This window comes from Roseomonas sp. TF40 (assembly GCF_057219975.1).
In genome coordinates this window covers 34,153-57,449 of the sequence record NZ_JBXVVR010000001.1, presented here as the reverse complement: position 1 = coordinate 57,449, position 23,297 = coordinate 34,153, and the positions used below count along the sequence as shown (strand labels likewise).

The following is a 23,297-nucleotide window of genomic DNA, read 5'->3' as shown; positions in this document are numbered from 1 at the left end:
TGAGCTACAGCCTGCTCCGCTTCGACCGCGGCTGAGGGCCGGTCAGGCGGCGGCGGGCCGGGCGGCGGGATCACCAAGGCCGAAGCCGGGATTCTCGGCCTTCCATGCCTCGAGCAGCGCCCGGTCGTCATGGTCCCAGGGGTGGAAGTTGCGGCGATAGAAGTCGAAATACCGGCGCGGCCCGAGCCCGGTCAGCAGGATCGAGAGGCTCGGGCCCTTCGTGGCGGCGGGTGCCGTCCCCTGCCCGCGGCGGCGCAGGCGCCCCCACCAGGCCCGTAGCCGGACCACGGCGAAGGCCACCAGGATGCCCGTGCCGTTGAACAGGGTGATGACCAGCATGGCGAAACAGAGATGCAGCCAGGCCAGCACACCAGTGCCGAAGATGTGCCGGTAGACGTCGAAGCAGACGGCCTTGTGTTCGAGTTCCTCGGCCGCATGCCACATCCACAGGGCGCGGAACTCCGGATCCGTGCCCTCGCGGTCCAGCCAGCGGCAGGCGAGCAGGCGCTCGGCCACCATGGCGGTGAAGTGCTCCAGCACACAGGTCATGGCGAGGCGCGTGGAGGGCAGCGAGAGGCGCGAGGCGATCCACACGAAGATCCGCGTCGCCGTCTCCAGCTCGGTGCCGAGCACATTGGCTTCCCGCAGCACGGCGTTGGACCGGCCGTGCTCCTTGGAATGCATGGCTTCCTGGTAGATGAAGCGCTCGGCCTATTCTTCAGGACGGGATCCGTGATCCGGTCGCGATAATGCGCGACCGAGCGGGCGAAGAAGGCCTCGCCCGGCGGGAAGACGAGGGAGATGGCGTTGAGGGCATCCTCCGCCGCACGGGGCACGCGGCTCTAGTGCCGGGCGCGCCGGGCGTCGTAATACAGCCGCACGCGCCGGCGGATGATCTCGATGGCGCTGCTGCGCGTCCGGGCGTGGCTTTCACTCATGCCGCGGGACGTGGGGGCGTGCGACGGACCTGACAACGGGCCCGGCCGCGCGAAAACCACGCCACCGGGCCCAGCCGGTCAGAAGGGAATGTCATCGTCGAGGTCGCTGCCGCCGCGCGGCGGGCCGCCGCGGCTCGGTGCCGAGCTGCGTCCCCCGCCGCCGCTGTTGTCCCAGCCGCCGCCCCCGCTGCGCGCCGGCGCGGCGGATCGCCCGCCACCGCCATAGCCGCCCGAATCGCCGCCCATCTCGTCGCCACCGCCCCCGCCGCCGCGCCCGCCGAGCAGCGCGATCTCGCCGCGGTACTGGCGCAGTACGATCTCGGTCGAGTAGCGCTCCTGCCCATCCTTCTCGTATTTGCGGGTCTCGAGCTGGCCCTCGATGTAAACCTCGCTGCCCTTCTTGAGGTATTTCTCGGCGATCTCGCCCAGCTTCTCATTGAAGATGGCGACCGAGTGCCACTCGGTCCGCTCCTGCATGTTGCCCTCGCGGTCCTTGTAGCGCTCCGAGGTGGCGAGGCGCAGATTCACCACGCGGCCGCCATTCTGGAAGTTCCGCACCTCCGGGTCGCGGCCGAGCCGGCCCACCAGGATCACCTTGTTCACACCGGCCATCGCGCCGCATCTCCCCACAGGACGCCCGGTTCTACCCGGCGCGGGGGGGGTGGCGAAACCCCTTCCCTGCCCAAGTATATGGTGGCAGAACCATAGAACACAATGCGAACGTCGCGCGCATCCCGCCAGGGGGCCGCGCCCAATGATCGGTGGCAGGCATGAGCGGCATGATCCGCATCCGCGGCGCGCGGGAGCACAACCTCAAGAATGTCGACATCGACATCCCGCGGGACACGCTGACGGTCGTCACCGGCCTGTCGGGCTCGGGCAAATCCTCCCTCGCCTTCGACACCATCTACGCCGAGGGCCAGCGCCGCTACGTCGAATCGCTCAGCGCCTATGCGCGGCAGTTCCTGCAGCTCATGCAGAAGCCCGATGTGGACAGCATCGAGGGCCTCTCCCCCGCCATCTCGATCGAGCAGAAGACCACCAGCCACAACCCGCGCTCCACCGTTGGCACCGTCACCGAGATCCATGACTACATGCGCCTGCTCTGGGCGCGCGTCGGCGTGCCTTATTCCCCCGCCACCGGCCTGCCGATCGAGGCGCAGACGGTGAGCCAGATGGTGGACCGCATCCTGGCCATGCCGGAGGGCACGCGGCTGCTGCTGCTCGCCCCGGTGGCCAAGGGCAAGAAGGGCGAGTTCAAGAAGGAGCTGCAGGAGTTCCAGCGCCGCGGCTTCGAGCGCGTGAAGGTCAACGGCACCCTCTACCCGATCGCCGAGACGCCTGCCTTCAACAAGAAGCTGAAATACGACATCGAGGTGGTGGTGGACCGCATCGTGGTGCGCGGCGACATCGCCGCGCGCCTCGCGGACAGCCTGGAAACCGCCCTCGCCCTCGCCGATGGCGTCGCCTATGCCGAGCACGCGGATAGCGGCGAGAGGACGGTGTTCAGCCAGAAATTCGCCTGCCCCGTCTCGGGCTTCTCGATCGAGGAGATCGAGCCGCGGCTGTTCAGCTTCAACTCGCCGCAGGGCGCCTGCCCGACCTGCGACGGGCTCGGCACGCAGAGCTTCTTCGACCCGCAGCTTGTGGTGCCCGACGATTCGAAGAGCCTGAAGGATGGCGCGGTGCAGCCCTGGGCCGGCGCGTCCTCGCCCTATTACGACCAGACGCTCGAAAGCCTCGCCCGGCACTACAAGGTGGCGATGACCACGCCCTGGGCGGAGCTGCCCCGATCCTTCCGCGATGCCGTGATGACCGGCACGGGCGAGGATATCGTGACGCTCAAATACAAGGACGGCCTGCGCGCCTATGAGGTGAAGAAGGCCTTCGAGGGCGTGATCCCCAATCTCGAGCGCCGCTACCGCGAGACCGACAACCCCTGGGTGCGCGAGGACCTCTCCCGCTACCAGGCGGACCGCGCCTGCCCGGCCTGCAACGGGCATCGCCTGAAGCCGCAATCGCTCTCGGTGAAGGTGGCGTCCTGCCATATCGGCGAGGTCAACAACCTCTCCATCCGCAAGGCGCGGGACTGGTTCGCGGGCGTGATGCCCACGCTCACCCCGCAGCGCGCCGAGATCGCGCGCCGCATCCTGCGCGAGATCGAGGAGCGGCTGCAGTTCCTGGTCGATGTCGGGCTCGACTACCTCTCGCTCGGCCGCGCCTCGGCCACGCTCTCGGGCGGCGAATCGCAGCGCATCCGCCTCGCCTCCCAGATCGGCAGCGGGCTGACCGGCGTGCTCTATGTGCTGGACGAGCCCAGCATCGGCCTGCACCAGCGCGACAATGAGCGCCTGCTGAAGACGCTGCGGCGCCTGCGCGACATCGGCAACACCGTGCTGGTGGTCGAGCATGACGAGGACGCGATCCGCAGCGCCGACCATCTGATCGACATCGGCCCCGCCGCCGGCAAGGGCGGCGGGCGCATCATCGCCCAGGGCACGCCGGCCGAGGTCGAGGCCCATCCCGAGAGCGTGACCGGCCAGTACCTCTCCGGCGCGCGGCGCATCCCGATGCCGGCGCAGCGACGCCCGGCGGACCCGAAGCGCATGCTTCGCCTGGTCGGCGCGCGGGGCAACAACCTCAAGGATGTGACCGCCGAGATTCCGCTCGGCACCTTCTGCTGCATCACCGGCGTCTCTGGCGGCGGCAAGTCCACGCTGATCATCGAGACGCTGTTCAAGGCCGCCTCGCGCCGGTTGATGGGCAGCGGCGAGGTGCCCGCGCCGCATGAGCGGATCGAGGGGCTCGAGCATCTCGACAAGATCATCGACATCGACCAGTCGCCGATCGGCCGCACGCCGCGTTCCAACCCCGCCACCTATACCGGCCTGTTCGGCCCGATCCGCGACTGGTTCGCGGAGATGCCGGAAGCCCGTGCGCGCGGCTACGCCCCGGGGCGCTTCAGCTTCAACGTCAAGGGCGGGCGCTGCGAGGCCTGCCAGGGCGATGGCGTGCTGAAGATCGAGATGCACTTCCTGCCCGACGTCTACGTCACCTGCGACACCTGCAAGGGCAAGCGCTACAACCGCGAGACGCTGGAGGTGAAGTTCCGCGGCAAGTCGATCGCCGACGTGCTCGACATGACGGTGGATGAGGGGGTGGAATTCTTCGCCGCCGTGCCCGCGATCCGCGAGAAGCTTGTCGTGCTGCGCGATGTGGGGCTGGGCTACATCCATCTCGGCCAGCAGGCGACGACGCTCTCGGGCGGCGAGGCGCAGCGCATCAAGCTCTCGAAGGAGTTATCCCGCCGCGCCACGGGCCGCACGCTCTACATCCTCGATGAGCCAACGACAGGGCTGCATTTCGAGGATGTGCGCAAGCTGCTGGAGGTGTTGCAGGCGCTGGTCGCCACGGGCAACACTGTGGTGGTGATCGAGCACAACCTCGAAGTCATCAAGACCGCCGACTGGATCCTCGACCTCGGCCCCGAGGGCGGGGAAGGCGGCGGGCGGATCGTCGCCGCCGGCACGCCCGAAGAGGTGGCCGCCACACAAGGCAGCCATACCGGGCGCTTCCTCGCCCCGATCCTAGCGCGGGAAGGTGCGGTGGCGCCGGCGGTGGTGGCGAAGAAGCGGCGGAAGGCGGGATGAGACGATGCGGGCCTATGCGCTGATCCCGGCCCGGTCAGGCTCAAAGGGCCTGCCGGACAAGAACATCCTGCCCATCGCGGGCCACCCGCTGCTGGCCTATTCCGTCGCCTTCGGCCGCACCATCCCGGTCGAGCGCGTCATCCTCTCCACCGACAGCCCCCGCTATGCCGAGATCGGCCGCGCCTATGGCGCCGAGTGCCCGCTGCTGCGCGGCGCGCAGGCGGCCTCCGACACGGCGATGGAGGAGGACATCCTCGCCGATCTCGATGCGCGGCTGCCTGCGCTCGGCATCCCGCTGCCCGACATCTGGGTCTGGCTGAAGCCCACCTGCCCCTTCCGCGATCCGGCCGCCGTGGCTGAGGGAATCGCCGCGCTGCGCGACCGGCCTGAACTCGATTCGGTGCGCATCGTCACCGAGGCCGATGCGCGGCTGCACCGCATCAATGCCGAGGGCTATCTGGAACCCGCGCCGCCGAACTGGGATCCGAAGCGCTCGAAGATGCGGCGCTCGGAATTCGAGAAGGTCTACCAGCCCTTCAACCTCGAGATCTTCCGCCATGAGGGCTGGCGCGCGCGCGGGTCGCTGTTCATGGGAAGGCGCATCCACCCCATCGTGCTGCCGCGCATCACCGGCCTCGATGTCGATGACCGCGACGGCTTCGACCTGATCCGCACGCTGATCGAGGCCGAGCCGCGCCCGGAGCTTGTCGGCCGGCACATCCTGCTGCCGCCCGTCCCGGCGCGGCCCGATCCCGGCAAGGCGGCCTTCGAGGCCCGCGCCAAGGCCTTCCGCGCCACGGATGACGCCGGCAAGGTCGCCGAGCTTGTGGCGATGCTTTACGAATCGGACGCGCAGCACAGCAACCAGCGTGTGCTGGACCTGGCGCGCAACTGGCTCGGCCCTCTGCGCGCCGCCTGCGAGGTGGTGCTGACCCAGGCGCCGACCCATCGCGTCGCGCTGCGCAGCCTCGCCTGGTGCGCCTATCGCGAGCGCGATTTCGCCCTCGCCCGGCGCATGCTGGCGCGGCTGCTGGCCCTCTGGCCGGATCAGGGCCTGGACAGCCATCGGGAGCTGATGCGCCTCGCCTGGCTCGACCCCACGGCGGATGAGGCCGCGCAATCCGCCGCCTGGGAGGTGGCGATGGCCGAGGCCGACCCGCTCGCCCAGCGCAGCTACACGGCGCAGGACCGCTTCGCGAACGGCAAGATCGCCGACACCATCGCGCTCGACGCCATGCTGGACCGACTGCTGGCCGAGGCGCTGGCCGAGATCGCCGTGGCGGGCGGGCCTGCCGCCGAGACGGTCGAGCGGCTGCGCCGGGCGGAATCGGTCGCCATCGTCGGCAATGGGCCGAGCCTCAAGGGCAGCGGCGCGGCGGCGCGGATCGAGGCGCATGAGCTGGTGCTGCGCATCAACTACCCGGTGCTGCAGGGCTTCGCGGCCGATGTCGGCACGCGCACGGACATGATGCTGTTCGACGGCGCGCACCGGCTGCACCTGGACAAGCGGCTGGCGCGCGACCCCTCCTATCCGGGCCTGCCGGCACTCGGCACGCCCACGGGGATCCTGCCGGGCCCGGTGAAGCCGGGTGAGCCGCCGGAGGTGCCGATCTCGCTGATCCGGCTGATCTCCGCCCTCTCCTACGGCCGCGGCACCACGGGCTTCCGCGCCATCATGCTGGTGGCGATGATCCTGCGGCGGAAGGCGACGCTGTTCGGCTTCGATTTCTTCCAGCCCGGCCAGCAGGGCCATTACTACGACGCGGCGAGTGCCGCCCTGCAGCACGAACTCGCCTATGAGGAATGGTTCGTCACGCGCTTCCTGCCGACGATCCGCCCGGATATCAGACGCTTCCAGCCGGGGGCGGCGGGCGGGTGATGAACTGGCGCAGCGCCTTCAGATCCGGCTGCGTCAGCGCCTCGAAAGCCAGCGCGAGCGTCTCTGGCGGGCGGGCCCGCAGCACCTGCCAGGCCTGCAGCACGCTCGCCGGATCGACGCCCGGCGTGATGCCCGCCCGGCGCAGGCAGAGCGCCACTTCGCGCCCGATGCGCAACAGGCGCTGGTCGGGCGTGTGCACTTCGTTGCGAACCAGTTGCTTGATGAAGCTGGAGCCCTGGTAGCCGATCAGGGACGCCTCCTCCAGCTGCACGGCGGCCAGCAGCGCCCCGTCGTTCTGGAGCACGCGCTGCAGCAGCAATTGGTCATTGTCCACATCGTCCCACTCCGGCGCCGCACGCAGCGCGGACTCCGGAATGGCATCGAAGCCCGCGATCCAGCGCCGGGCGGTCTCGCGCGTCGCCGGATGGGCGAAGTTCCACAGGAAGACGCCGGCATTCACATCCCAGGCGGCCTGCCCCGAGCCCGGCGGATGGATCATGCCCTGTTGCCCCCGCGCACCGAGATAGGCGGCGAAGTCGAAGCCGAGATCGGCGACGAAGGCATCGGCATCGAGGTAGATGGCCCAGCCGCGAAACCCCTCGGCCAGGCGGTCGCGCAGGAAACCGATGCGGTTGAAGGTGGCATGCCAGGGATGGTAGCCACGGCGGATGCCGACGAAGGCCTCAAGCCGCACCCCATGCCGCAGGCAGAAGGCGCGATTGGCCGGCAGCGTGGCCGAGAGAATCGGGAAATACCGATCCGCATCGGCGGTCTGGTAGAGTACGGCATCGATCATGCGCGCACTCTCCCAGAAGTGTGGCCGCCGGTCACGCCCGCGCCCTGAGCCCGGCCCAGGCCAGCGCGATCTTGTCCGCGACCGGGCGCGGGCTCGGCACGGGACGGCCGGCGGCGAGGCGGTGCAGGTCGCGCCGCGCGAGCCGGAAGCCCAGGCCTAGGGGCAGCGCCGCCCGCGGCAAGGCTGCCTCGGCCGCCAGGGCCTGTGCACCTTCTTCGGCCAGGGCTGCGCAGAGCGGCGCGGCGCGGGCAGGGTCCGCGATCACCGCCTCGGCCGAAAGCCCGGCCTCCGCCAGCGCGTCCTGGGGCAGCAGGCAGCGGCCCTGCGCGGCATGGGCAGGCAGGTTGCGCAGCACGCCCGCCAGCCCCTGGAAGGCGCCCTGGCGCTGCACGGCGGGCCAGGCCTCCTCGGGCACGCGCAGCACGCCCGCCATCGCCAGGGCGAGCCCGCCCGCGCCGGCGCGCAGATAGGCGCCGAAGCTCTGCCGCGTGGGGATGCCCGCTTCCTCTGCCTCGATCTCCCGCGCATCGATCAGGCCCAGCAGGTCACGCGGGGCCAGCGCGCCCGAGGCGATCGCGGCGTGCAGCGGCCCGGCCACCTCATGCCGCCGGGCGGGTTTGCCGGCGGCCGCTTCCTCGATCGCATCGCGCCACCATTGCAGGCGGATCAGCGCGGCGATGGGGTTGCTCGTCACCTCCCGCGCGCGGGCGAGTTCGTGGTTGAGCGCGATCAGCGCGAACAGCGCCGGGCGCGCCGTGGCCGGGGCGAAGAGCGCGCAGAGGAACCGGTCCGGATCATGCCGGCGCACGAAATCGGTGAGGTCGTTCGACTCCATCGCCGCCAGATGCCGGGGCGAAGGCCGCTGTGCAAGCGATGTTGACGATGTCCCTGCCGCCACCTAGGTCACGCACGGCCGATCTGCGCCCCGCTTTCGTGCCCCCTGGGAGAGACCCTCATGCCCTTCACCCTGCCTTCCCTGCCCTACGCCACCAGCGCGCTCGCCGCGCAGGGCATGTGCCAGGAGACGCTCGAGCTCCATCACGGCAAGCACCACAACGCCTATGTCACGGCGCTCAACGGCATGATCGAGGCCAAGGGCCTGGCCGGGAAGTCGCTGGAGACCATCGTGGCCGAGGCCGGCAAGGCCGGCGCCGATGGCCTGCCCGTGCTGAACCAGGCCGGCCAGCACTGGAACCACGCGCTGTTCTGGCAGGTGATGTCGCCCTCCGGCGGCGGCGACAAGCTGCCGGCCGCGCTCGCTGCCAAGATCGACAGCGACCTCGGCGGCCTCGCCGCCTTCAAGGAGGCCTTCAAGCAGGCCGGCGTCACGCAGTTCGGCTCTGGCTGGGCCTGGCTGATCGTGAAGGCGGACGGCAAGCTCGCCGTCACCAAGACGCCCAACGGCGCGAACCCGATCTCGACCGGCGAAGGCACGCCGATCCTGGGCTGCGACGTGTGGGAGCACGCCTACTACCTCGACTTCCGCAATGTGCGCCCGAACTACCTGCAGAACTTCCTCGACAAGCTCGTGGACTGGAGCGTGGTCGAGGCCCTGATGCTCAAGGGCGGCCTGACCACCGGCCAGAGCGCCTGAGCCCCTGGAGCAATATGCGTTCAGATGGCATCATCTGAACGCATTTCTTGCTCTGGATTCAACGATTTCCAGAGCACGAACTGCGTTCATCAGAACGCAGCGTGCTCAAAAGGCGGGAGGGCGCGTGCCCTCCCGCTACTCCGCCTTCACTTGCGCCACGCGGACCACCTCGGCCCAGCGCTGCACATCCTCGGCCAGGAAGGGCACGAAAGCCGCGCCCTCCCGCACATTGGGCGCCATGCCGAGCCGCGTGGCCTCCGCCATCACCGGCGCCCGCCGCCCGGCCTCGGCGGCCAAGGCCCGCAGCCGCGCCAGGGCCGGCGCGGGCGTGCCGCTCGGCGCGAAGAGCGCGAGCCAGGCATCCGCCTCCACCCCCGCCACCCCGGCCTCGGCCAGCGTCGGCAATTCCGGCAGGTGCGGCGCGCGATTGGGCGAGGCCACGGCCAGCGCCCGCAGCCGCCCGGCCTGCACCTGCGACAGCACGGTGGGCGTGGTGGCGAAGGAGGCATCGACATGCCCGCCCAGCAGATCCTGCAGCAGCGGCGCCGAACCGCGATAGGCGACATGCGCCATGTCGAGCCCGGTGCGCAGGCGGAACAGCTCCAGCGCGAGATGCGAGGCCGAGCCCTGCCCGGTCGAGCCGCAGTTCAGCCGCCCCGGCTGGGCACGCAGCAGGGCCAGGAATTCCGGCACGCTGCGCGCCGGCACCTCGTTGCGGACGACGAGGATGTGCTGCAGGTCGGCCAGCCCCGCGACCGGCGCGAAGTCGCGGATCGGGTCATAGCCGCCACCCTGCGGCAGCAGCGAGAAATTCGTCGCATGGGTCTGGTTGTTGCCGAAGACGAGCAGCGTGCCATCCGCCACCCCCTGCGCCACGCGCCGCGTGCCGATCGCACCCGCGCCGCCGGAGACGTTCTCGACCACCACGGGCTGGCCGAGGTCGCGCGCCATCTCCTGGCCGAGCAGCCTGGCCATGAGGTCGGTCGGACCCCCGGCCGGATAGGGCACCACGATGGTCACGGGGCGCGGCGGGACCCAGGCCGCCCCCTGCGCCGCGGCAAGCTGCGGGGCGGCGAGCATGGCGGCGGCGCTGGCCAGGATTCGACGGCGGGTCTGCATGGTGCGGTTCCTCCCTTTCGTCGAAGCCTGCGTCACGCGCCGCCGCGCGGCAAGCGTGGTTCAGCCCTTGGCGGCGTCGGCCGGCTTGGCGTCGTTGGCGGGCTCGGGCGGCTTGATGACGCTGCCGATCGTGGCCCGCACCACCATCACGCGCGTACCGGGCGCGATCTCGACCTCCACCTCGTCGCTGTCGTCGCGCACCTTGGTGACGGTGGCGATGATGCCGCCGGCGGTGATCACGCGGTCATTGCGCTTGAGCTGGCCGAGCATCGCGCGATGCTCCTTCAGCTTCTTCTGCTGCGGACGGATGAGCAGGAAATAAAACACCGCGAAGATGAGAATAAGCGGCAGAAGCTGCATGATGACAGCGCCGGTGCCGCCGGCGGCGTCCTGCGCATAGGCGGGGGAGATCCACATGAGGGTGTTCCAGCTTCCGTTGAAAAGGGCCAGCGAGCGGGCGTGGGTTGCGGGGTGAAGGCGCGCAACCTAGCTTCCGCCCCCTTTCCGTCAATAGAGACTTCGGACCCACACCCGTGAACGATCCCCACGCGCTGCTGCCCGCCCTGACCCGCATCGCCGCGGCGTTGGAGCGCCTGGCCCCCCCGCCCCCGCCCGCGCCGGACCTCGCCGTGGCGGATGCCTATGTCTGGCATCCCACGCCCATTCCGCGCCTCGCCCCCGTGGCGCGCGTGGCGGCGGTGGATCTTGTGCTGCTGCAGGGTGTGGCGCGGCAGAAGGCGATCATCCTCGAGAACACGCTGCGCTTCGCGCGCGGCCTGCCAGCCAACAACGCCATGCTCTGGGGCGCGCGCGGCATGGGCAAATCCTCCCTCGTCAAGGCCGCGCACGCCGCCGCCAATGCCGAGGTGCCGGGCGCACTCGCCCTGATCGAGATCCAGCGCGAGGACATCCGCTCCCTGCCCGAGCTGCTCAACATCCTGCGCGCCCAGCCGCGCCGCTGCCTGGTGTTCTGCGACGACCTCTCCTTCGAGCGCGAGGACGCCGACTACAAGGCGCTGAAATCCGTGCTGGATGGCGGCATCGAGGGCCGGCCCGCCAATGTGCTGTTCTACGCGACCTCCAACCGCCGCCACCTGATGTCGCGCGAGATGATCGAGAATGAGAGCCGTGGCGCGATCCATGGGCAGGAGGCGGTGGAGGAGAAGGTTTCCCTCAGCGATCGATTCGGCTTGTGGATCGGCTTCCACAATTGCGACCAGGACACCTTCTTCGCGATGATCGACGGCTACGCGGCCGCCTTCGACCTGCCGATCACGACGGAGGATCTGCACCGCGCGGCGGTGGAATGGAGTGTCACGCGCGGCGCGCGCTCGGGCCGCGTCGCCTGGCAGTTCGTGATGGAGATGGCCGGGCGGCTCGGCGTGAAGGTGGAGGCCTGAGGGGCCTCAGGCCGCCGGGCTGAGCCGCTCCAGCCCGCCCATCCAGGGGCGCAGCACGGCCGGGATGGTGATGGACCCATCCGCCTCCTGGAAGGTCTCCATCACCGCGATCAGCGCGCGGCCGACGGCCACGCCGCTGCCGTTCAGCGTGTGCAGGAACTCGGTGCCCTTGCCCCCCCCTTGGCCCCCAGCCGGGCGGAAGCGCGCATCCATGCGCCGCGCCTGGAAGTCACGGCAATTGGAGCAGGAGGAGATCTCGCGCCAGGCCTGCTGGCCGGGCAGCCAGACCTCGAGGTCATAGGTCTTGGCCGCGCCGAAGCCGGTATCGCCGGCGCAGAGCAGCACGCGCCGCCAGGTCAGGCCAAGTTCGGTCAGCACGCGCTCGGCGCAGCGCGTCATGCGTTCATGCTCGGCGGCGGACTCCGCCGGGGTGGTGATGGAGACCAGCTCGACCTTCTGGAACTGGTGCTGGCGCAACATGCCGCGCGTGTCGCGCCCGGCCGAGCCGGCCTCGCTGCGGAAGCAGGGGCTGAGCGCGGTCAGGCGCAGCGGCAGGGCGGCCTCGGCCAGGATCTCCTCGCGCACGAAATTGGTCAGCGGCACCTCGGCGGTCGGGATCAGGTAGCGGCCATCGGTGGTCTTGAAGAGATCTTCCTCGAATTTCGGCAACTGCCCGGTGCCGTACACGGTCGGCTGGTTGACCAGCAGCGGCACGGCGCATTCGGTGTAGCCGTGTTCCTCCGTGTGCAGGTTCAGCATCCATTGGCCGAGCGCACGTTCGAGCCGCGCGAGGGGCCCGCGCAGGATGGTGAAGCGGCTGCCGGCGAGCTTGCCGGCGGTCGTGAAATCCATGCCGAGGGTTTCGCCCAGCTCGAAATGCTGGCGCGGCGTGAAGGGCAGGTCGCGCGGCGTGCCATGCACGTGCTGCACCACATTGGCGCTCTCATCGGCGCCCTCGGGCACATCGGCGTCGAGGATGTTGGGCAGGGTGGCGAGCAGCGCGTCGCGCGCCGCCTCATGTGCTTCCGGCGTTGCCGCCGCGGCGGCGTCCATCGCCGCCTTCACGGCCGCCTTCAGCCGCTCGGCCTCCTGCGTGTTGCCCGCCTTCATGGCAGCGCCGATCTGGCGGGAGAGCTCGTTACGCGTGGTCTGCGCATCCTGCGTCACGCGCACGGCGGCGATTCGCTGGTCGTCCAGGCGCAGGGCCTCGTTCGCCACGGAGGCGACGCCGCGCCGCGCGAGTGCCGCGTCGAAGGAAGCCGGATCGGCGCGAACGAGCCTGATGTCGTGCATGGGCGGGATACCTGCGGCGTTTGCGGAGACCCCGGCCAGCCGGGGTCGTCAGTGGAAAGGCGCCCGGAGGCGGCCCCTATGCCTTCGCCCTGCGCTGCATCCAGGCGGCGCCGAGGATGGAGATCTCGTAGAGCAGGATCAGCGGCACGGCGAGGCCGATCTGGCTGATGATGTCGGGCGGCGTGATGATCGCCGCGACCACGAACATGCCCACGATCGCGTAGCGCCTTCCCTTGCGCAGGCCCTCCACGCTCACGATGCCCACCTTGGCCATCAGCATCAGCGCCACCGGCAACTGGAAGGCGATGCCGAAGGCCAGGATCATGTGCATGACGAGCGAGAGATACTCGCTGACCTTGGCCTCAAGCTGGATCGAGACCGTATCCGCCCCGCCCGGCGTCTCGAAGCTGATGAAGAAGCTCCAGGCCATGGGGAAGATGAAGTAATAGGCCAGCGCCGCGCCGGCGATGAACAGGAAGGGCGAGGCGATCAGGAAGGGCATGATCGCGTTCTTCTCGCTCCGGTAGAGGCCGGGCGCGATGAACAGCCACAGCTGCGTGGCCCACATCGGGAAGGAGAAGAAGGTGGCGCCGAAGAAGGCGACCTTCAGGTAGGTGAAGAAGGCCTCGTAGAGCGCGGTGAAGATCATCCGCCGCTCGCCCATGCCCTGCTTCTGCAGGATGTCGGCCAGCGGCGCCGCGAGGAAGCCGTAGATCTGCGTCGAGAAATAGTAGCAGAGGGCGAAGGCGATGATGAAGGCGCCGATCGACCAGAGAAGCCGCGTGCGCAGCTCCATCAGGTGCTCGATCAGCGGCATCGGCTTGTCGTCGATCTGGTCTTCCGGGTCGCGCGGCACGGGCTGGGTCGCTCTCAGGCGGCGGGGGGGGAGGAACCGGCGACCGGCGCCGGGCCGGGCACAGGGGCGGAATAGGGCGCGGGCGTGGCCGGCGGCACGAAGGCGGGCGCGGCGGCCGGCGGGGGCGGCGGCGGCGGATCCGCGCGCACGATGGGCGGCAGCGTGCCCGGCGGCACGAAGGCGGGCGCGGCCGGGGGCGGCGGGGTGACGGTGGCGCCCGAGGTGGAGGAGGTGCTGAAGGCGTCCTTCAGCGGGTTGCCGATCGGGTCCTCGGTGAAGGTCTTGCGAAGATCGCCATCCTTGTCGATCTCCTTCTCCACCACGCTCTTGAAGTCGAAGTTGCGGATCTCGTTGATCTGGTTGCGCACGTCGTCGAGCTTGGCCTCGCGCACCACCTCATCGACCTGGCCCTGGAACTCGCCGGCCATGCGCCGCAGCTTCTGGATGCCCTTGGCAACACCGCGCACGGCCTCAGGCAGGTCCTTGGGGCCGATGACGACCACAGCGACCACGGCAATCAGCGCCAGTTCCGACCAGTCGAGACCGAGCATGGATCCTCATCCCCGGCGCGAGGCATGTTCGGCGCGCGGGCCAAACCCGTTAGCAGGATCGCCGGCCCCCGCCAATCCGGAGCGCTGTATCTAGGGAGCCTCGGGCGGGAATGCGAAGGCCCGTTCGGGGTCGATCGCGATCGGCACGCGCTCCCCCCGGCTGAGCCAGGTGCCGGGCGGCAGCCGGGCATGGAGGTGCAACAGCCCCCCCTGCCCGTCCGGCACGGCCAGATGCACCAGCGTGGTCGCGCCCAGCAGCCGGCAGGCCTCAACCTCCGCCATCGGCGCTCCGGCCTCCCCGGCCTCGGGGATGCGCAGCCCCTCGGGGCGGAGCAGAACCTCGACCGGCGCGCCCTCCTCGCCCGCGAGGCCGGCGATGGCCAGGGTGCCGATCACCGTCTCGGCCCGGCCGCTCCGAATCCGCGCCGGCAGGCGGTTCACCTCGCCCAGGAAGGTGGCGACGAAGCGGCTGGCGGGGGCGAGGTAAAGCTCCGCCGGCGTGCCCAGCTGCTCGATCAGCCCGGCATTCATCAGGGCGATGCGGTCGGCCATGAACATGGCTTCCTCCGCATCATGGGTGACGATGAGGGTGGCGATGCCCGCCTCCTGCAGCACATGCAGCGTATCGTCTCGCACCTGTTCGCGCAGCCGGGCGTCGAGGCTGGCGAAGGCCTCGTCCAGCAGCAGCACGGCCGGGCGCGGTGCGAGGGCGCGGGCGAGGGCCACGCGCTGCTGCTGCCCGCCCGAGAGCATGTGCGGCCAGGCGGCGGCGAAGGCCTCGAGCCCGACGCGCGCCAGCGCATCCATGATGCGCCACTTCCGCTGCCCGCGCGGGACGAAGCGCAGCCCGAAGGCCACGTTGTCCTCCACCGTCAGATGCGGGAACAGCGCATAATCCTGGAAGACGAAGCCCACGCCGCGGCTCTCGGGCGGCGTCTCGCGCCCCGGCTCGGCGATCACCTGCCCGCCCAGGGTGATCCGCCCGGCCTGGAGGGGTTCGAGCCCGGCGGCGAGTCGCAGCAGCGTGGTCTTGCCGCAGCCCGAGGGGCCGAGCAGGCACAGGATCTCCCCCGGCCCCACGGCAAGGTCGAGCCCGCGCAGCACCTCGCCCCGCTCCGGGTAGCTGTGGCGGATGCCCTGGAAATGGATGCTCATTCGCCGCTGCCGGGCTCCGCCGGCGGGCGCATGGCCGAGAGCAAGGGCGCGGCGGCGTCGCCGCTCACCAGCTCCTCGCGCCGCGGCAGGTCGCGCAGGGAGGTCAGGCCGAAGAGTTCGAGAAAGCGCGGCGTGGTGCCCCACAGCGTCGGCCGGCCGGGGGCCTCCTTGTGGCCGCGCGGGGCGATCAGCCCGGCATCGAGCAGAGCTTCCAGCGTGGTCTGGGCGAGGCTCGCGCCGCGCACCTCCTCGATCTCGGCGCGGGTCACGGGCTGGTGCCAGGCGATGACGGCCAGGGCTTCCATCGCCGCGCGCGGCAGGCGCTTGGGCACCTCGACCACGCGGGTCAGCCGGGGCGTGAGGTCGGGCGCGGTGCGTAGCGCGAAGCCGCCGGCGACCTCATGCACCTCCACCCCGCGCCCGGCGAGGCGCTCGGCGAGTGCGGCCAGCACGGCCTCCGCCGCCTGCCCCTCGGCCAGCACGGCCTGGAGGCGATGCAGCGGCACCGGCCGGTCGGAGGCGAAGAGCAGCGCCTCCGCCAGGCGCAGCGATTCCTCCGTCACGGGCGCCGGCGGGGCTTCCTCAGGCGGCTCGGACATCCGCCGCTTCCCCGTTCGCCTCGGCGCGCTTGAGCAGGATGGGGCCGAAGGCGCGGTCCTGGCGCAATTCCAGCGCCCCGCCGCGCGCCATCTCCAGCCCCGCGATCAGCGTCGAGGCCAGGGCGACGCGCTTCTCCACCGTATCCAGCCCCGACTCCTCGGGCAGGAAGCGCTGCAGCACGGCCCAGGAGGGCAATTCGCCCATCACGGCGCTGAGGCGCGCGATCGCCTCCTGCACCGTCCAGAGCTTGCGGGGCTTGGGCCGATAGGGTCGCAGCGCGATGGCGCGGCGGCGGGCCGTGGCATAGGCCTGGCACAGCGCGGCGAGATCGGCGCGGATGCCCGAGCGGTCCTCGACGGTGAGGGATTCCGGGGCGCCGCGGGCGAAGAAATCGCGGCCCAATTGCCGGCGCGCGGAAAGCCAGGCGGCACCCGCCCGCGCCTGTTCCAGCGCGGCGAGGCGGTCCGTCAGCCGCGCGGCGGCCATCTCGGCATCGTCCTCCTGCGCTGCGGCCTCCTCGGCGGGCAGCAGCAGGCGGGATTTCAACCAGGCGAGCCAGGCCGCCATGACCAGCCAATCCGCCTGGATCTCGAGCCGCAGCCCGCGCGCCTGCTCGATCACGGCCAGGTACTGGTCGACCAGCGCGACGATGGAGATGCCCGCGATATCCAGCTTCTGCGACCGCGCGAGATCAAGCAGCAGGTCGAGCGGCCCCTCATAGCCATCGAGGCGGAGATGCAGCATCGGTTCCGTCACCTCATCCTCCATGCCCGGTGATGGTGAAGATCGCCCGCACCACGGGGAGGACGACCTCCCGCAGCAGCGCGCCCATCGGGTCGAGTCCCGGCACCAGATGCGGCAGCAGGAAGATCAGCCCGATGACGATCAGTAGGCCGAAACGCTCGGTCCGCGCCACCGCCCGGGCCAGGGGCGCCGGCAGCACCCCCACCAGGATCCGCCCGCCATCCAGCGGCGGGATGGGCAAGAGATTGAAACAGGCCAGAATCACATTGTAGAGGATGCTCAGCGCGATGAAGCGGAACAGCCATTGCGTGAGCTCGATGGGCAGCGACTCGGCCCCCGCCGTCACCAGATGCGCGACCAGCCCGAATCCGAGGGCGAGGGCGAAGTTGATCGCGGGCCCCGCCGCCGCCACCAGCACCATGCCCCAGCGCGGGTTGCGCAGCCGCCAGATATCGACCGGCACCGGCTTGGCCCAGCCGAACATCGCCTCGACCCGGCCGATGGTGAGCAACTGACTTGCCGCCAGCATGGCGGGCAGCAGCAGCGTGCCCACCGGGTCCACATGGCGGATCGGGTTCAGCGAGACCCGGCCGAGCCGCGCCGCCGTGTCATCCCCGAGTGCGCGCGCCGCATAGCCATGCGCGGCCTCATGCAGGGTGATCGCCAGGATCGCGGCCAGGGCGATGGCCGCGATCTCGATCCACCATTCGGTGTTCACGCGGCGAGCACACGGTCGCGCTGGGCGGTGAGCGCCGCTGCACCGAGCGGCAGGCGCTGCGCATCCCGCGCGGCGCGGGCCGCTTCCAGCCGGCGCAGCGCGGCCTCATTCAGCACAGGGCAGTCGGCAAGGATCGCCGCCGTCTCGGCCAGCACGCCGGTGCAATGCAGCACCACGTCGCACCCCGCATCGAGTGCCGCGCCGGCGAGGTCGTTGGAAAGCCCCGCCATCGCCCCCATCGCCAGATCGTCGGAAACCAGCACGCCATCGAAGCCGATCTCGCCGCGGATCACGCGGTCGATCACCGTGGGGGAGAGCGTGGCCGGCCGCTGCGCATCCCAGGCGGCGTAGAGGATATGCGCCGTCATCGCCCAGGCGCCCAGCCCGGCCAGGTCCCGGAAGGGCGCGATGTCGAGGGCGAGGTCCTCCAGGCTGGCCTCGACCCGCGGCAGGCCCTCATGGCTGTCCACCAGGGCGCGGCCATGGCCGGGGATATGCTTGATGACCGGGATGCAGCCCGCCGATTGCAGCCCGCGCACCCAGGCCGCGCCGAGCCGCGCGACCTCGGCCGGATCGGCCGAGAAGGCGCGGTCGCCGATCACCTGATGCGCGCCGGGCAGGCGCAGATCGAGCAGCGGCGCGCAGACCACGTCGAAGCCGGCTTCGGCGCAGGTCAGGCCGATCAGCGCCGCATTCGCCTCCGCCGCGGCCTCCGGCCTTCCCTCGAACACCGCGGGCGGCGGATGGGCGGGCCAGTGCGGTGGGCGCAGCCGGGCGACGCGCCCGCCCTCCTGGTCCACCAGGATCGGCGCGTCCTCGCCGAGTTCCTCGCGCAGCGCAGCATTGAGCGCGACAAGCTGGGCCGGGCTCTCGACATTGCGGCGGAACAGGATGGCGCCGAGCGGCCGCATCCGGCGCAGGGTCGCGGCTTCCTCGGCCGTGAGCGTGGTGCCGGCGATGCCGATGATCGCGGCGCGGCGGCCTTCCATCAGGCGCGCACCAGCACGCAGGCGCCGCCCCTGGCGCGCAGCTGCTCACAGAACTCGCGCGCCGCATCCTGGTCCGCGAAGCCGCCCGTGCGCAGGCGGAAGAGCGGCCCCTGCCCTTCACGCTCAAGCCGCGAGATCTGCGGGCTGCGGCCTTGGAGCAATTCTGGCGCGCGGCGCTGCAGGCGCTCCCACTCGGCGCGGGCCGCTTCCTCGGTGGTCAGGGCGCCGAGTTGCACCTGCACGCGCCCGGTCGCGGGCCGGGCCGGCGGGGCGGCGGCCGGCGCGGCGGCCGTGGGGGTCGGCGCCGTGCGCGGCGTCGCTGTGGCCGCGGCCGGCGGCGCGGCGGCGGGTGCCGGGGTGGGCGGCGCGACGGCGGCGGGCGGCGGGGTCACCGCGGCGCGCAGGCCGTTGACGTTGGGCGCCTCGGCCTCCGGCACCACGGCGCCGGGGCGGCCCGCCTGGGCGAGGCTCTGGTTGCGCTGGCCGGGGCGTTCCAGCACCAGCTCATTCTGGTTGGGCACGCGCAGCCCGCCCGGATCGCCCGGGCGCACCTTGAAGGGCCGCGGATCGGCCTCGACCACCGGCACGGTGCGGATGGAGAGCGTCTGCCATCCCCACCAGATCGCCCCGCCCGCCAGCAACACGGTCAACAACCCGCCCGCCGCCGCCAGCAGACGCCAGGGCGCGTTGCTCTCGCGCCGAAGCGGCCGCCAGGAGGGCACCATCGCGTCGCTCATCGCATCTCCTCGACCGGATCAACCCCCATCACCGCGAGGCCCGAGCGGATGACGGTGGCCGTGGCCGCCACGAGCGCAAGGCGCGCGCGCGTGGCCTCCGGCTCTTCCGCCCGGATGAATCGCAGGGTCGCGTCATCGCGGCCCCGGTTCCACAATACATGAAAATCGCTGGCCAAGTCTTGGAGAAAGAACGCGATCCGATGCGGCTCCCGCGCCGCAGCAGCGGACTCGACCGTGCGCGGCCAAGCCGCCATGCGCCGGATCAGGGCCAACTCGGCCGGGTCGGTGAGGCTCGTGAGCGGCGCGGCGGCCAGATCGCCATGGTCGCCGGCCTGCCTCAGCACCGATTTGCAGCGGGCGTGGGCGTACTGGACGTAGAAGACCGGGTTGTCGCGCGACTGCTCGATCACCTTGTCGAGGTCGAAATCCATCTGCGCGTCGGCCTTGCGCGTCAGCATGGTGAAGCGCACCGCGTCCTTGCCGACCTCGTCGATCAGGTCGCGCAGGGTGACGTAGGTGCCCGCGCGCTTGCTCATCTTCACCGGCTCGCCGTTCTTCATGACGTGCACGATCTGCGTCAGCACGACATCGAGCGAGACGCTGCGGTCGGAAAGGGCCGCGACCGCCGCCGTCATGCGCTTCACATAACCGCCATGATCCGCGCCCCAGACCTGCACCAGGGCGGGAAAGCCTCGATCGATCTTGGCGAGATGGTTCGCCACGTCATTGGCGAAATAGGTGCCGCTGCCATCGGATTTGCGCAGCGGCCGGTCCACGTCGTCGCCGAACTGCGTGGCCCGGAAGAGCGTCTGCGGCCGCGGCTCCCAATCCTCGGGCGTCTTGCCCTTGGGGGGTTCGAGCACGCCGACATAGATCAGGTCCTTGGCCGCGAGGCGCGCTTCCGCCTTCTCGAGCCAGCCATCCTCCACCACCTGGCGCTCGCTGATGAAGATGTCGTGCTGCACGCCAAGTGCCGCGAGATCCTCGCGGATCGCCGCCATCATCGCGGCCACGGTGAAGTCGCGCACCGTGTCGAGCCAATGCGACGCACCCGCCGGCATCGCGCCGGGCTCCGCCAGGCTCGCGCCATATTGCAAGGCCAGGGCCTCGCCGACCGGGACGAGGTATTCGCCGCGATACTGCAGCCCGCCGGGGATGGATTGCGCGTAGTCTTCCTCGCTCATCGGCGTGCCGAGCGCCTGGAGGTAGCGCCAATAGGCGGCATAGGCGAGGGCGAGCACCTGCGCGCCGGCATCGTTCACATAGTATTCGCGCGTCACCGCGAAGCCCGCCTTGCGCAGCAGCAGCGCGAGCGCATCGCCCACCACCGCGCCGCGGCAATGGCCCACATGCATCGGCCCGGTCGGGTTGGCGGAGACATATTCGACATTCACCGCCCCGCCCGCCCGCGCCGGCCCATCGCCATAGGATTCGCCCAGCGTCAGCACCAGCGGCACCAGCGCGCGGAAAAAATCCTCGCGCAGCTTGAGGTTCACGAAGCCCGGCCCGGCGGGCGCCGCGCTCTCGACCATCGGCAGCGCGCCGAGCTTTTCGCAGAGCATCGCCGCGAGCTTGGGCGGCGGCAGCTTCGCGGCCTTCGCCACCACCATCGCCGCGTTGCTCGCCATGTCGCCATGCGCGGCCTCGCGCGTCGGCTCCACCACCACGCGGGCGAAGGCCTCGGCGGGCAGATCGGGCAGCAGCGCGGCGAGGGCCTCCACCACATGGGCGCGCATGATGGCGAAGAGATCGGCGGCGGGGGTCATCGGGCGACGTTCCAGGAAAGGACAGAAGAGAAGAGGGATTCAGCCGGGGATGGTCGGGTCGGTCAGGCGCTTGTGTTCCTCGAGCGCGTAGCGATCCGTCATGCCGGCCAGGTAGTCGCACACCGCCTGCGCCGTCACCGCGGCGCCGGGCTCGCCCGCCTTGGCCTGCCACCAGGGCGGCAGCAGGCGGGGCTCGCCATGCAGCAGGCTGAACAGGACCTGCAGGCTGCGCTTGCATTTCTGCGTCGTGCGGTTGACGCGCCAATGGCGATACATGCGCTGGAAGAGGAAGGCGCGGAGTTCGTTGTTCGCCTCCATCATGCCCTCCGAGAAGGCGACCACCGGGCGGTCATGCGCGCGGATATCGGCGACACTCGCGGGCTTGAGGGCAGCGAGCCGCCGGCGCGTCTCGGCCACCACATCGTTCACCATGGCGTTGATCACGCGCCGCACCACCTCGGCCGTCGCGCGGTCCTTCGGCAGGGTCGGGTGCTGGCGCTTCGCTTCCTCATGCGCCTCCCGCACCAGGGGGATCGTTGCGGCTTCGTCGAGCGTGAAGAGCCCGGCCTTCACGCCGTCATCGAGGTCATGATTGTTGTAGGCGATGTCGTCGGCCAGCGCCGCCACCTGCGCCTCGGCGCTGGCATGGCTGGCCAGATCGAGCGGGTGCAGCCGGTCGTATTCCACGATGTAGGGCGTGGGCCGGCGCAGCGGGCCATTGTGCTTGGCCAGGCCCTCCAGCGTCTCCCAGGTCAGGTTGAGCCCGTTGAAGCCGGCATAGCGCGTCTCCAGCAGCGTCACCGCCTTGAGGCTCTGCGCATTGTGGTCGAAGCCGCCATAGGGCTTCATCGCCGCATCCAGCGCATCCTCACCCCCATGCCCGAAGGGCGGGTGGCCGAGGTCATGGGCCAGGGCCAGCGCCTCCGCCAGATCTTCCTCCAGCGCCAGTTCGCGGGCGATGGAGCGGGCGATCTGCGCCACTTCCAGGCTGTGGGTCAGGCGCGTGCGGAAATGGTCGCCCTCATGATAGACGAAGACCTGGGTCTTGTACTGCAGCCGGCGGAAGGCGGTGGCGTGGATGATGCGGTCGCGGTCGCGCTGATAGGGCGAACGCGCCCCCCCGCCGGGCTCGGCATGCAGCCGGCCACGCGAATCGGCGGCGCGCACGGCCCAGGGGGCCAGCCCATCGGGAAGCCGGTTCGGATCCATGGCAGGGCCGTAGCACCGGGGCCTGCCGCGCCGCAATGCCGGGCAGGCCGGCGTGGAAATCGTCGTCACCCTGCCCTATCTTCAGGGCCAAGGAGTACAAGCTGCCATGGATACCAACCTCTCGCCCGGCTTCCGCGTCACCCCCCGCGCCGCCGCCCAGGTGGCCGAGATCGCGCAGCGTGAGGGCAGGCCCGGCGCGGGGCTGCGCCTTGCCGTCGATGCCGGCGGCTGCTCGGGCTTCCAGTACCGATTCGCGCTGGAGGACGCCCCGGCCGAGGACGACATGGTGGTGGCGGAGGGGGCGGGGCGCGTCTTCGTGGATCCTGTCAGCCTCGAACTCCTCGCCGGCGCCGAGCTGGATTGGGCGGAGGCACTTATCGGCGCGCATTTCGCCGTGAAGAACCCCCAGGCGGTCAGCGCCTGCGGCTGCGGGACCTCCTTCAGCGTCGGGTAGTCAGGACGGCGCCGGCCGGGCAGTGTGGCGGGCATGATCCGTCTCGCCACCTTCAACGTGAATTCCGTGCGCAAGCGCGCGCCCCATCTGCTGCGCTTCCTGGCGCAGGCGCAGCCCGACCTGCTGTTCCTGCAGGAGTTGAAGTGCAAGACGGAGGAATTCCCCGCGCTCGAACTCTCTGCCTCGGGCTACCGGATGCACGCCATCGGCCAGCAGGGCGGGCGCAACGGCGTGGCGGTGTTGGCGCGCATCCCCTTCACCCTGGTGGCCGAGCGGCTGCCCGGCGATGAGGCTGACACCCAGGCGCGCTACATCGAAGTCCAGGCGGCCGGGATGAACGTGGCGGGCATCTACCTGCCCAACGGCAATTCCGGCGGCGAGGATGGCTACGCCTACAAGCTCGCCTGGATGGAGCGCCTGCGCCGGCTGGCCACCGAGCGGCTGGACAGCTTCACCCCCTTTGCCGTGCTGGGCGACTTCAACGTCGCCCCCACCGATCTCGACCTCGCCCCCGGCACGCTGGCGCCGACCGACGCCCTGGTTCGCCCCGAGACCCGCGCCGCCTGGCGGGCGCTGGAGCATCTGGGGCTGACCGACGCGCTGCGGGCGCTGCATCCGGGTGAGCGGCTCTACACCTATTGGGATTACGGCTCGGCCTTCGAGCGCAATGCGGGGCTGCGCATCGACCATGCGCTGCTCAGCCCCGACCTGGCCGAGCGCCTACGCGGCGCAAGGGTGGATGTGGCCCCCCGGGCCGAGGAAAGCCCCTCGGACCACACCCCGGTGATTTTCGAGATCGCCTAGGACCTGTCGACACTTGGGCTGCGGGCGCATCCGCCGGTGCTTTTC

The 23,297-nt window shown here is 70.7% G+C and carries 23 protein-coding genes; 6 read left to right on the top strand and 17 right to left on the bottom strand.

Annotated elements, in window-relative coordinates; genetic code table 11:
• Positions 1-42 precede the first annotated feature (42 nt).
• Positions 43-699, bottom strand: coding sequence for a metal-dependent hydrolase (locus AC2D9U_RS00290; RefSeq protein WP_484747299.1), 657 nt, complete (start codon positions 697-699; stop codon positions 43-45).
• Between the two features lie 317 nt (positions 700-1,016).
• Entirely contained in the window at positions 1,017-1,550 is a 534-nt protein-coding gene (gene ssb, locus AC2D9U_RS00285) for a single-stranded DNA-binding protein (RefSeq protein WP_484745232.1), read from the bottom strand.
• A 158-nt stretch (positions 1,551-1,708) separates the two neighbouring features.
• On the opposite strand from ssb, the gene uvrA reads away from it, so the two are divergent.
• Together uvrA and AC2D9U_RS00275 are read left to right on the top strand one after the other, a co-directional pair.
• The gene (uvrA, locus tag AC2D9U_RS00280; protein ID WP_484745230.1) at positions 1,709-4,588 is read left to right on the top strand and encodes an excinuclease ABC subunit UvrA; all 2,880 of its coding nucleotides are present in this window, start codon (positions 1,709-1,711) and stop codon (positions 4,586-4,588) included.
• A gap of 4 nt (positions 4,589-4,592) precedes the next feature.
• A complete protein-coding gene (locus AC2D9U_RS00275; RefSeq protein WP_484745229.1) occupies positions 4,593-6,467 on the top strand; it encodes a glycosyltransferase family 29 protein in 1,875 nt (624 codons plus the stop codon).
• Here AC2D9U_RS00275 and AC2D9U_RS00270 read toward each other — a convergent pair.
• Positions 6,433-7,263 carry a hypothetical protein gene (locus AC2D9U_RS00270; protein WP_484745228.1) on the bottom strand — a complete coding sequence of 277 codons (831 nt, stop codon included), beginning with the start codon at positions 7,261-7,263 and terminating at the stop codon, positions 6,433-6,435. The genes AC2D9U_RS00275 and AC2D9U_RS00270 overlap by 35 nt on opposite strands.
• Positions 7,264-7,294: 31 nt before the next feature.
• Positions 7,295-8,098: a phytoene/squalene synthase family protein gene (locus AC2D9U_RS00265; RefSeq protein ID WP_484745227.1), complete on the bottom strand. Its 804-nt coding sequence runs from the start codon at positions 8,096-8,098 to the stop codon at positions 7,295-7,297.
• A gap of 120 nt (positions 8,099-8,218) precedes the next feature.
• On the opposite strand from AC2D9U_RS00265, the gene AC2D9U_RS00260 reads away from it, so the two are divergent.
• On the top strand, positions 8,219-8,857 hold the full coding sequence (locus AC2D9U_RS00260; RefSeq protein WP_484745226.1) for a superoxide dismutase: 639 nt from the start codon (positions 8,219-8,221) through the stop codon (positions 8,855-8,857).
• Between the two features lie 135 nt (positions 8,858-8,992).
• On the opposite strand, the gene AC2D9U_RS00255 is transcribed toward AC2D9U_RS00260, so the two are convergent.
• Entirely contained in the window at positions 8,993-9,976 is a 984-nt protein-coding gene (locus AC2D9U_RS00255; RefSeq protein WP_484745225.1) for a Bug family tripartite tricarboxylate transporter substrate binding protein, read from the bottom strand.
• 60 nt (positions 9,977-10,036) lie between these two features.
• The gene (yajC, locus tag AC2D9U_RS00250; protein WP_484745222.1) at positions 10,037-10,393 is read right to left on the bottom strand and encodes a preprotein translocase subunit YajC; all 357 of its coding nucleotides are present in this window, start codon (positions 10,391-10,393) and stop codon (positions 10,037-10,039) included.
• Positions 10,394-10,509: 116 nt separating this feature from the next.
• Here yajC and AC2D9U_RS00245 point away from each other — a divergent pair, with 116 nt between their 5' ends.
• Entirely contained in the window at positions 10,510-11,376 is an 867-nt protein-coding gene (locus AC2D9U_RS00245) for an ATP-binding protein (RefSeq protein ID WP_484745220.1), read from the top strand.
• A 6-nt stretch (positions 11,377-11,382) separates the two neighbouring features.
• Here AC2D9U_RS00245 and serS read toward each other — a convergent pair whose 3' ends face one another.
• The 11 genes from serS to AC2D9U_RS00190 all read right to left on the bottom strand — a co-directional run bounded on the left by serS (position 11,383) and on the right by AC2D9U_RS00190 (position 21,994).
• Entirely contained in the window at positions 11,383-12,669 is a 1,287-nt protein-coding gene (serS, locus tag AC2D9U_RS00240) for a serine--tRNA ligase (RefSeq protein WP_484745218.1), read from the bottom strand.
• 76 nt (positions 12,670-12,745) lie between these two features.
• A complete protein-coding gene (tatC, locus tag AC2D9U_RS00235; RefSeq protein ID WP_484747297.1) occupies positions 12,746-13,486 on the bottom strand; it encodes a twin-arginine translocase subunit TatC in 741 nt (246 codons plus the stop codon).
• Between the two features lie 53 nt (positions 13,487-13,539).
• On the bottom strand, positions 13,540-14,076 hold the full coding sequence (gene tatB, locus AC2D9U_RS00230; protein WP_484745217.1) for a Sec-independent protein translocase protein TatB: 537 nt from the start codon (positions 14,074-14,076) through the stop codon (positions 13,540-13,542).
• A gap of 90 nt (positions 14,077-14,166) precedes the next feature.
• Positions 14,167-15,231 (bottom strand): ABC transporter ATP-binding protein, encoded by a 1,065-nt coding sequence (locus AC2D9U_RS00225; RefSeq protein WP_484745216.1) that lies wholly within the window; start codon positions 15,229-15,231, stop codon positions 14,167-14,169.
• Positions 15,228-15,830, bottom strand: a complete 603-nt coding sequence (scpB, locus tag AC2D9U_RS00220) for an SMC-Scp complex subunit ScpB (RefSeq protein ID WP_484745215.1) — start codon at positions 15,828-15,830, stop codon at positions 15,228-15,230. The genes AC2D9U_RS00225 and scpB overlap by 4 nt, the downstream gene beginning before the upstream one ends.
• Positions 15,814-16,575 (bottom strand): segregation and condensation protein A, encoded by a 762-nt coding sequence (locus tag AC2D9U_RS00215; protein ID WP_484745212.1) that lies wholly within the window; start codon positions 16,573-16,575, stop codon positions 15,814-15,816. The genes scpB and AC2D9U_RS00215 overlap by 17 nt, the downstream gene beginning before the upstream one ends.
• 13 nt (positions 16,576-16,588) lie before the next feature.
• A complete protein-coding gene (locus tag AC2D9U_RS00210) occupies positions 16,589-17,293 on the bottom strand; it encodes a site-2 protease family protein (RefSeq protein WP_484745211.1) in 705 nt (234 codons plus the stop codon).
• Positions 17,290-18,282, bottom strand: coding sequence for a beta-N-acetylhexosaminidase (gene nagZ / locus AC2D9U_RS00205; RefSeq protein ID WP_484745209.1), 993 nt, complete (start codon positions 18,280-18,282; stop codon positions 17,290-17,292). Before nagZ ends, AC2D9U_RS00210 begins: the two co-directional genes overlap by 4 nt.
• Positions 18,282-19,019, bottom strand: a complete 738-nt coding sequence (locus AC2D9U_RS00200; protein WP_484745207.1) for an SPOR domain-containing protein — start codon at positions 19,017-19,019, stop codon at positions 18,282-18,284. The genes nagZ and AC2D9U_RS00200 overlap by 1 nt, the downstream gene beginning before the upstream one ends.
• Positions 19,016-20,785 (bottom strand): arginine--tRNA ligase, encoded by a 1,770-nt coding sequence (argS, locus tag AC2D9U_RS00195; protein ID WP_484745206.1) that lies wholly within the window; start codon positions 20,783-20,785, stop codon positions 19,016-19,018. The genes AC2D9U_RS00200 and argS overlap by 4 nt, the downstream gene beginning before the upstream one ends.
• Before the next feature lie 39 nt (positions 20,786-20,824).
• On the bottom strand, positions 20,825-21,994 hold the full coding sequence (locus AC2D9U_RS00190) for a deoxyguanosinetriphosphate triphosphohydrolase (RefSeq protein ID WP_484745204.1): 1,170 nt from the start codon (positions 21,992-21,994) through the stop codon (positions 20,825-20,827).
• Positions 21,995-22,100: 106 nt separating this feature from the next.
• Between AC2D9U_RS00190 and AC2D9U_RS00185 the strand changes: the two genes are divergently transcribed.
• Together AC2D9U_RS00185 and xth are read left to right on the top strand one after the other, a co-directional pair.
• On the top strand, positions 22,101-22,448 hold the full coding sequence (locus tag AC2D9U_RS00185; RefSeq protein WP_484745202.1) for a HesB/IscA family protein: 348 nt from the start codon (positions 22,101-22,103) through the stop codon (positions 22,446-22,448).
• A 36-nt stretch (positions 22,449-22,484) separates the two neighbouring features.
• Positions 22,485-23,252, top strand: coding sequence for an exodeoxyribonuclease III (gene xth, locus AC2D9U_RS00180; protein ID WP_484747296.1), 768 nt, complete (start codon positions 22,485-22,487; stop codon positions 23,250-23,252).
• The last annotated feature ends 45 nt before the right edge of the window (positions 23,253-23,297 follow it).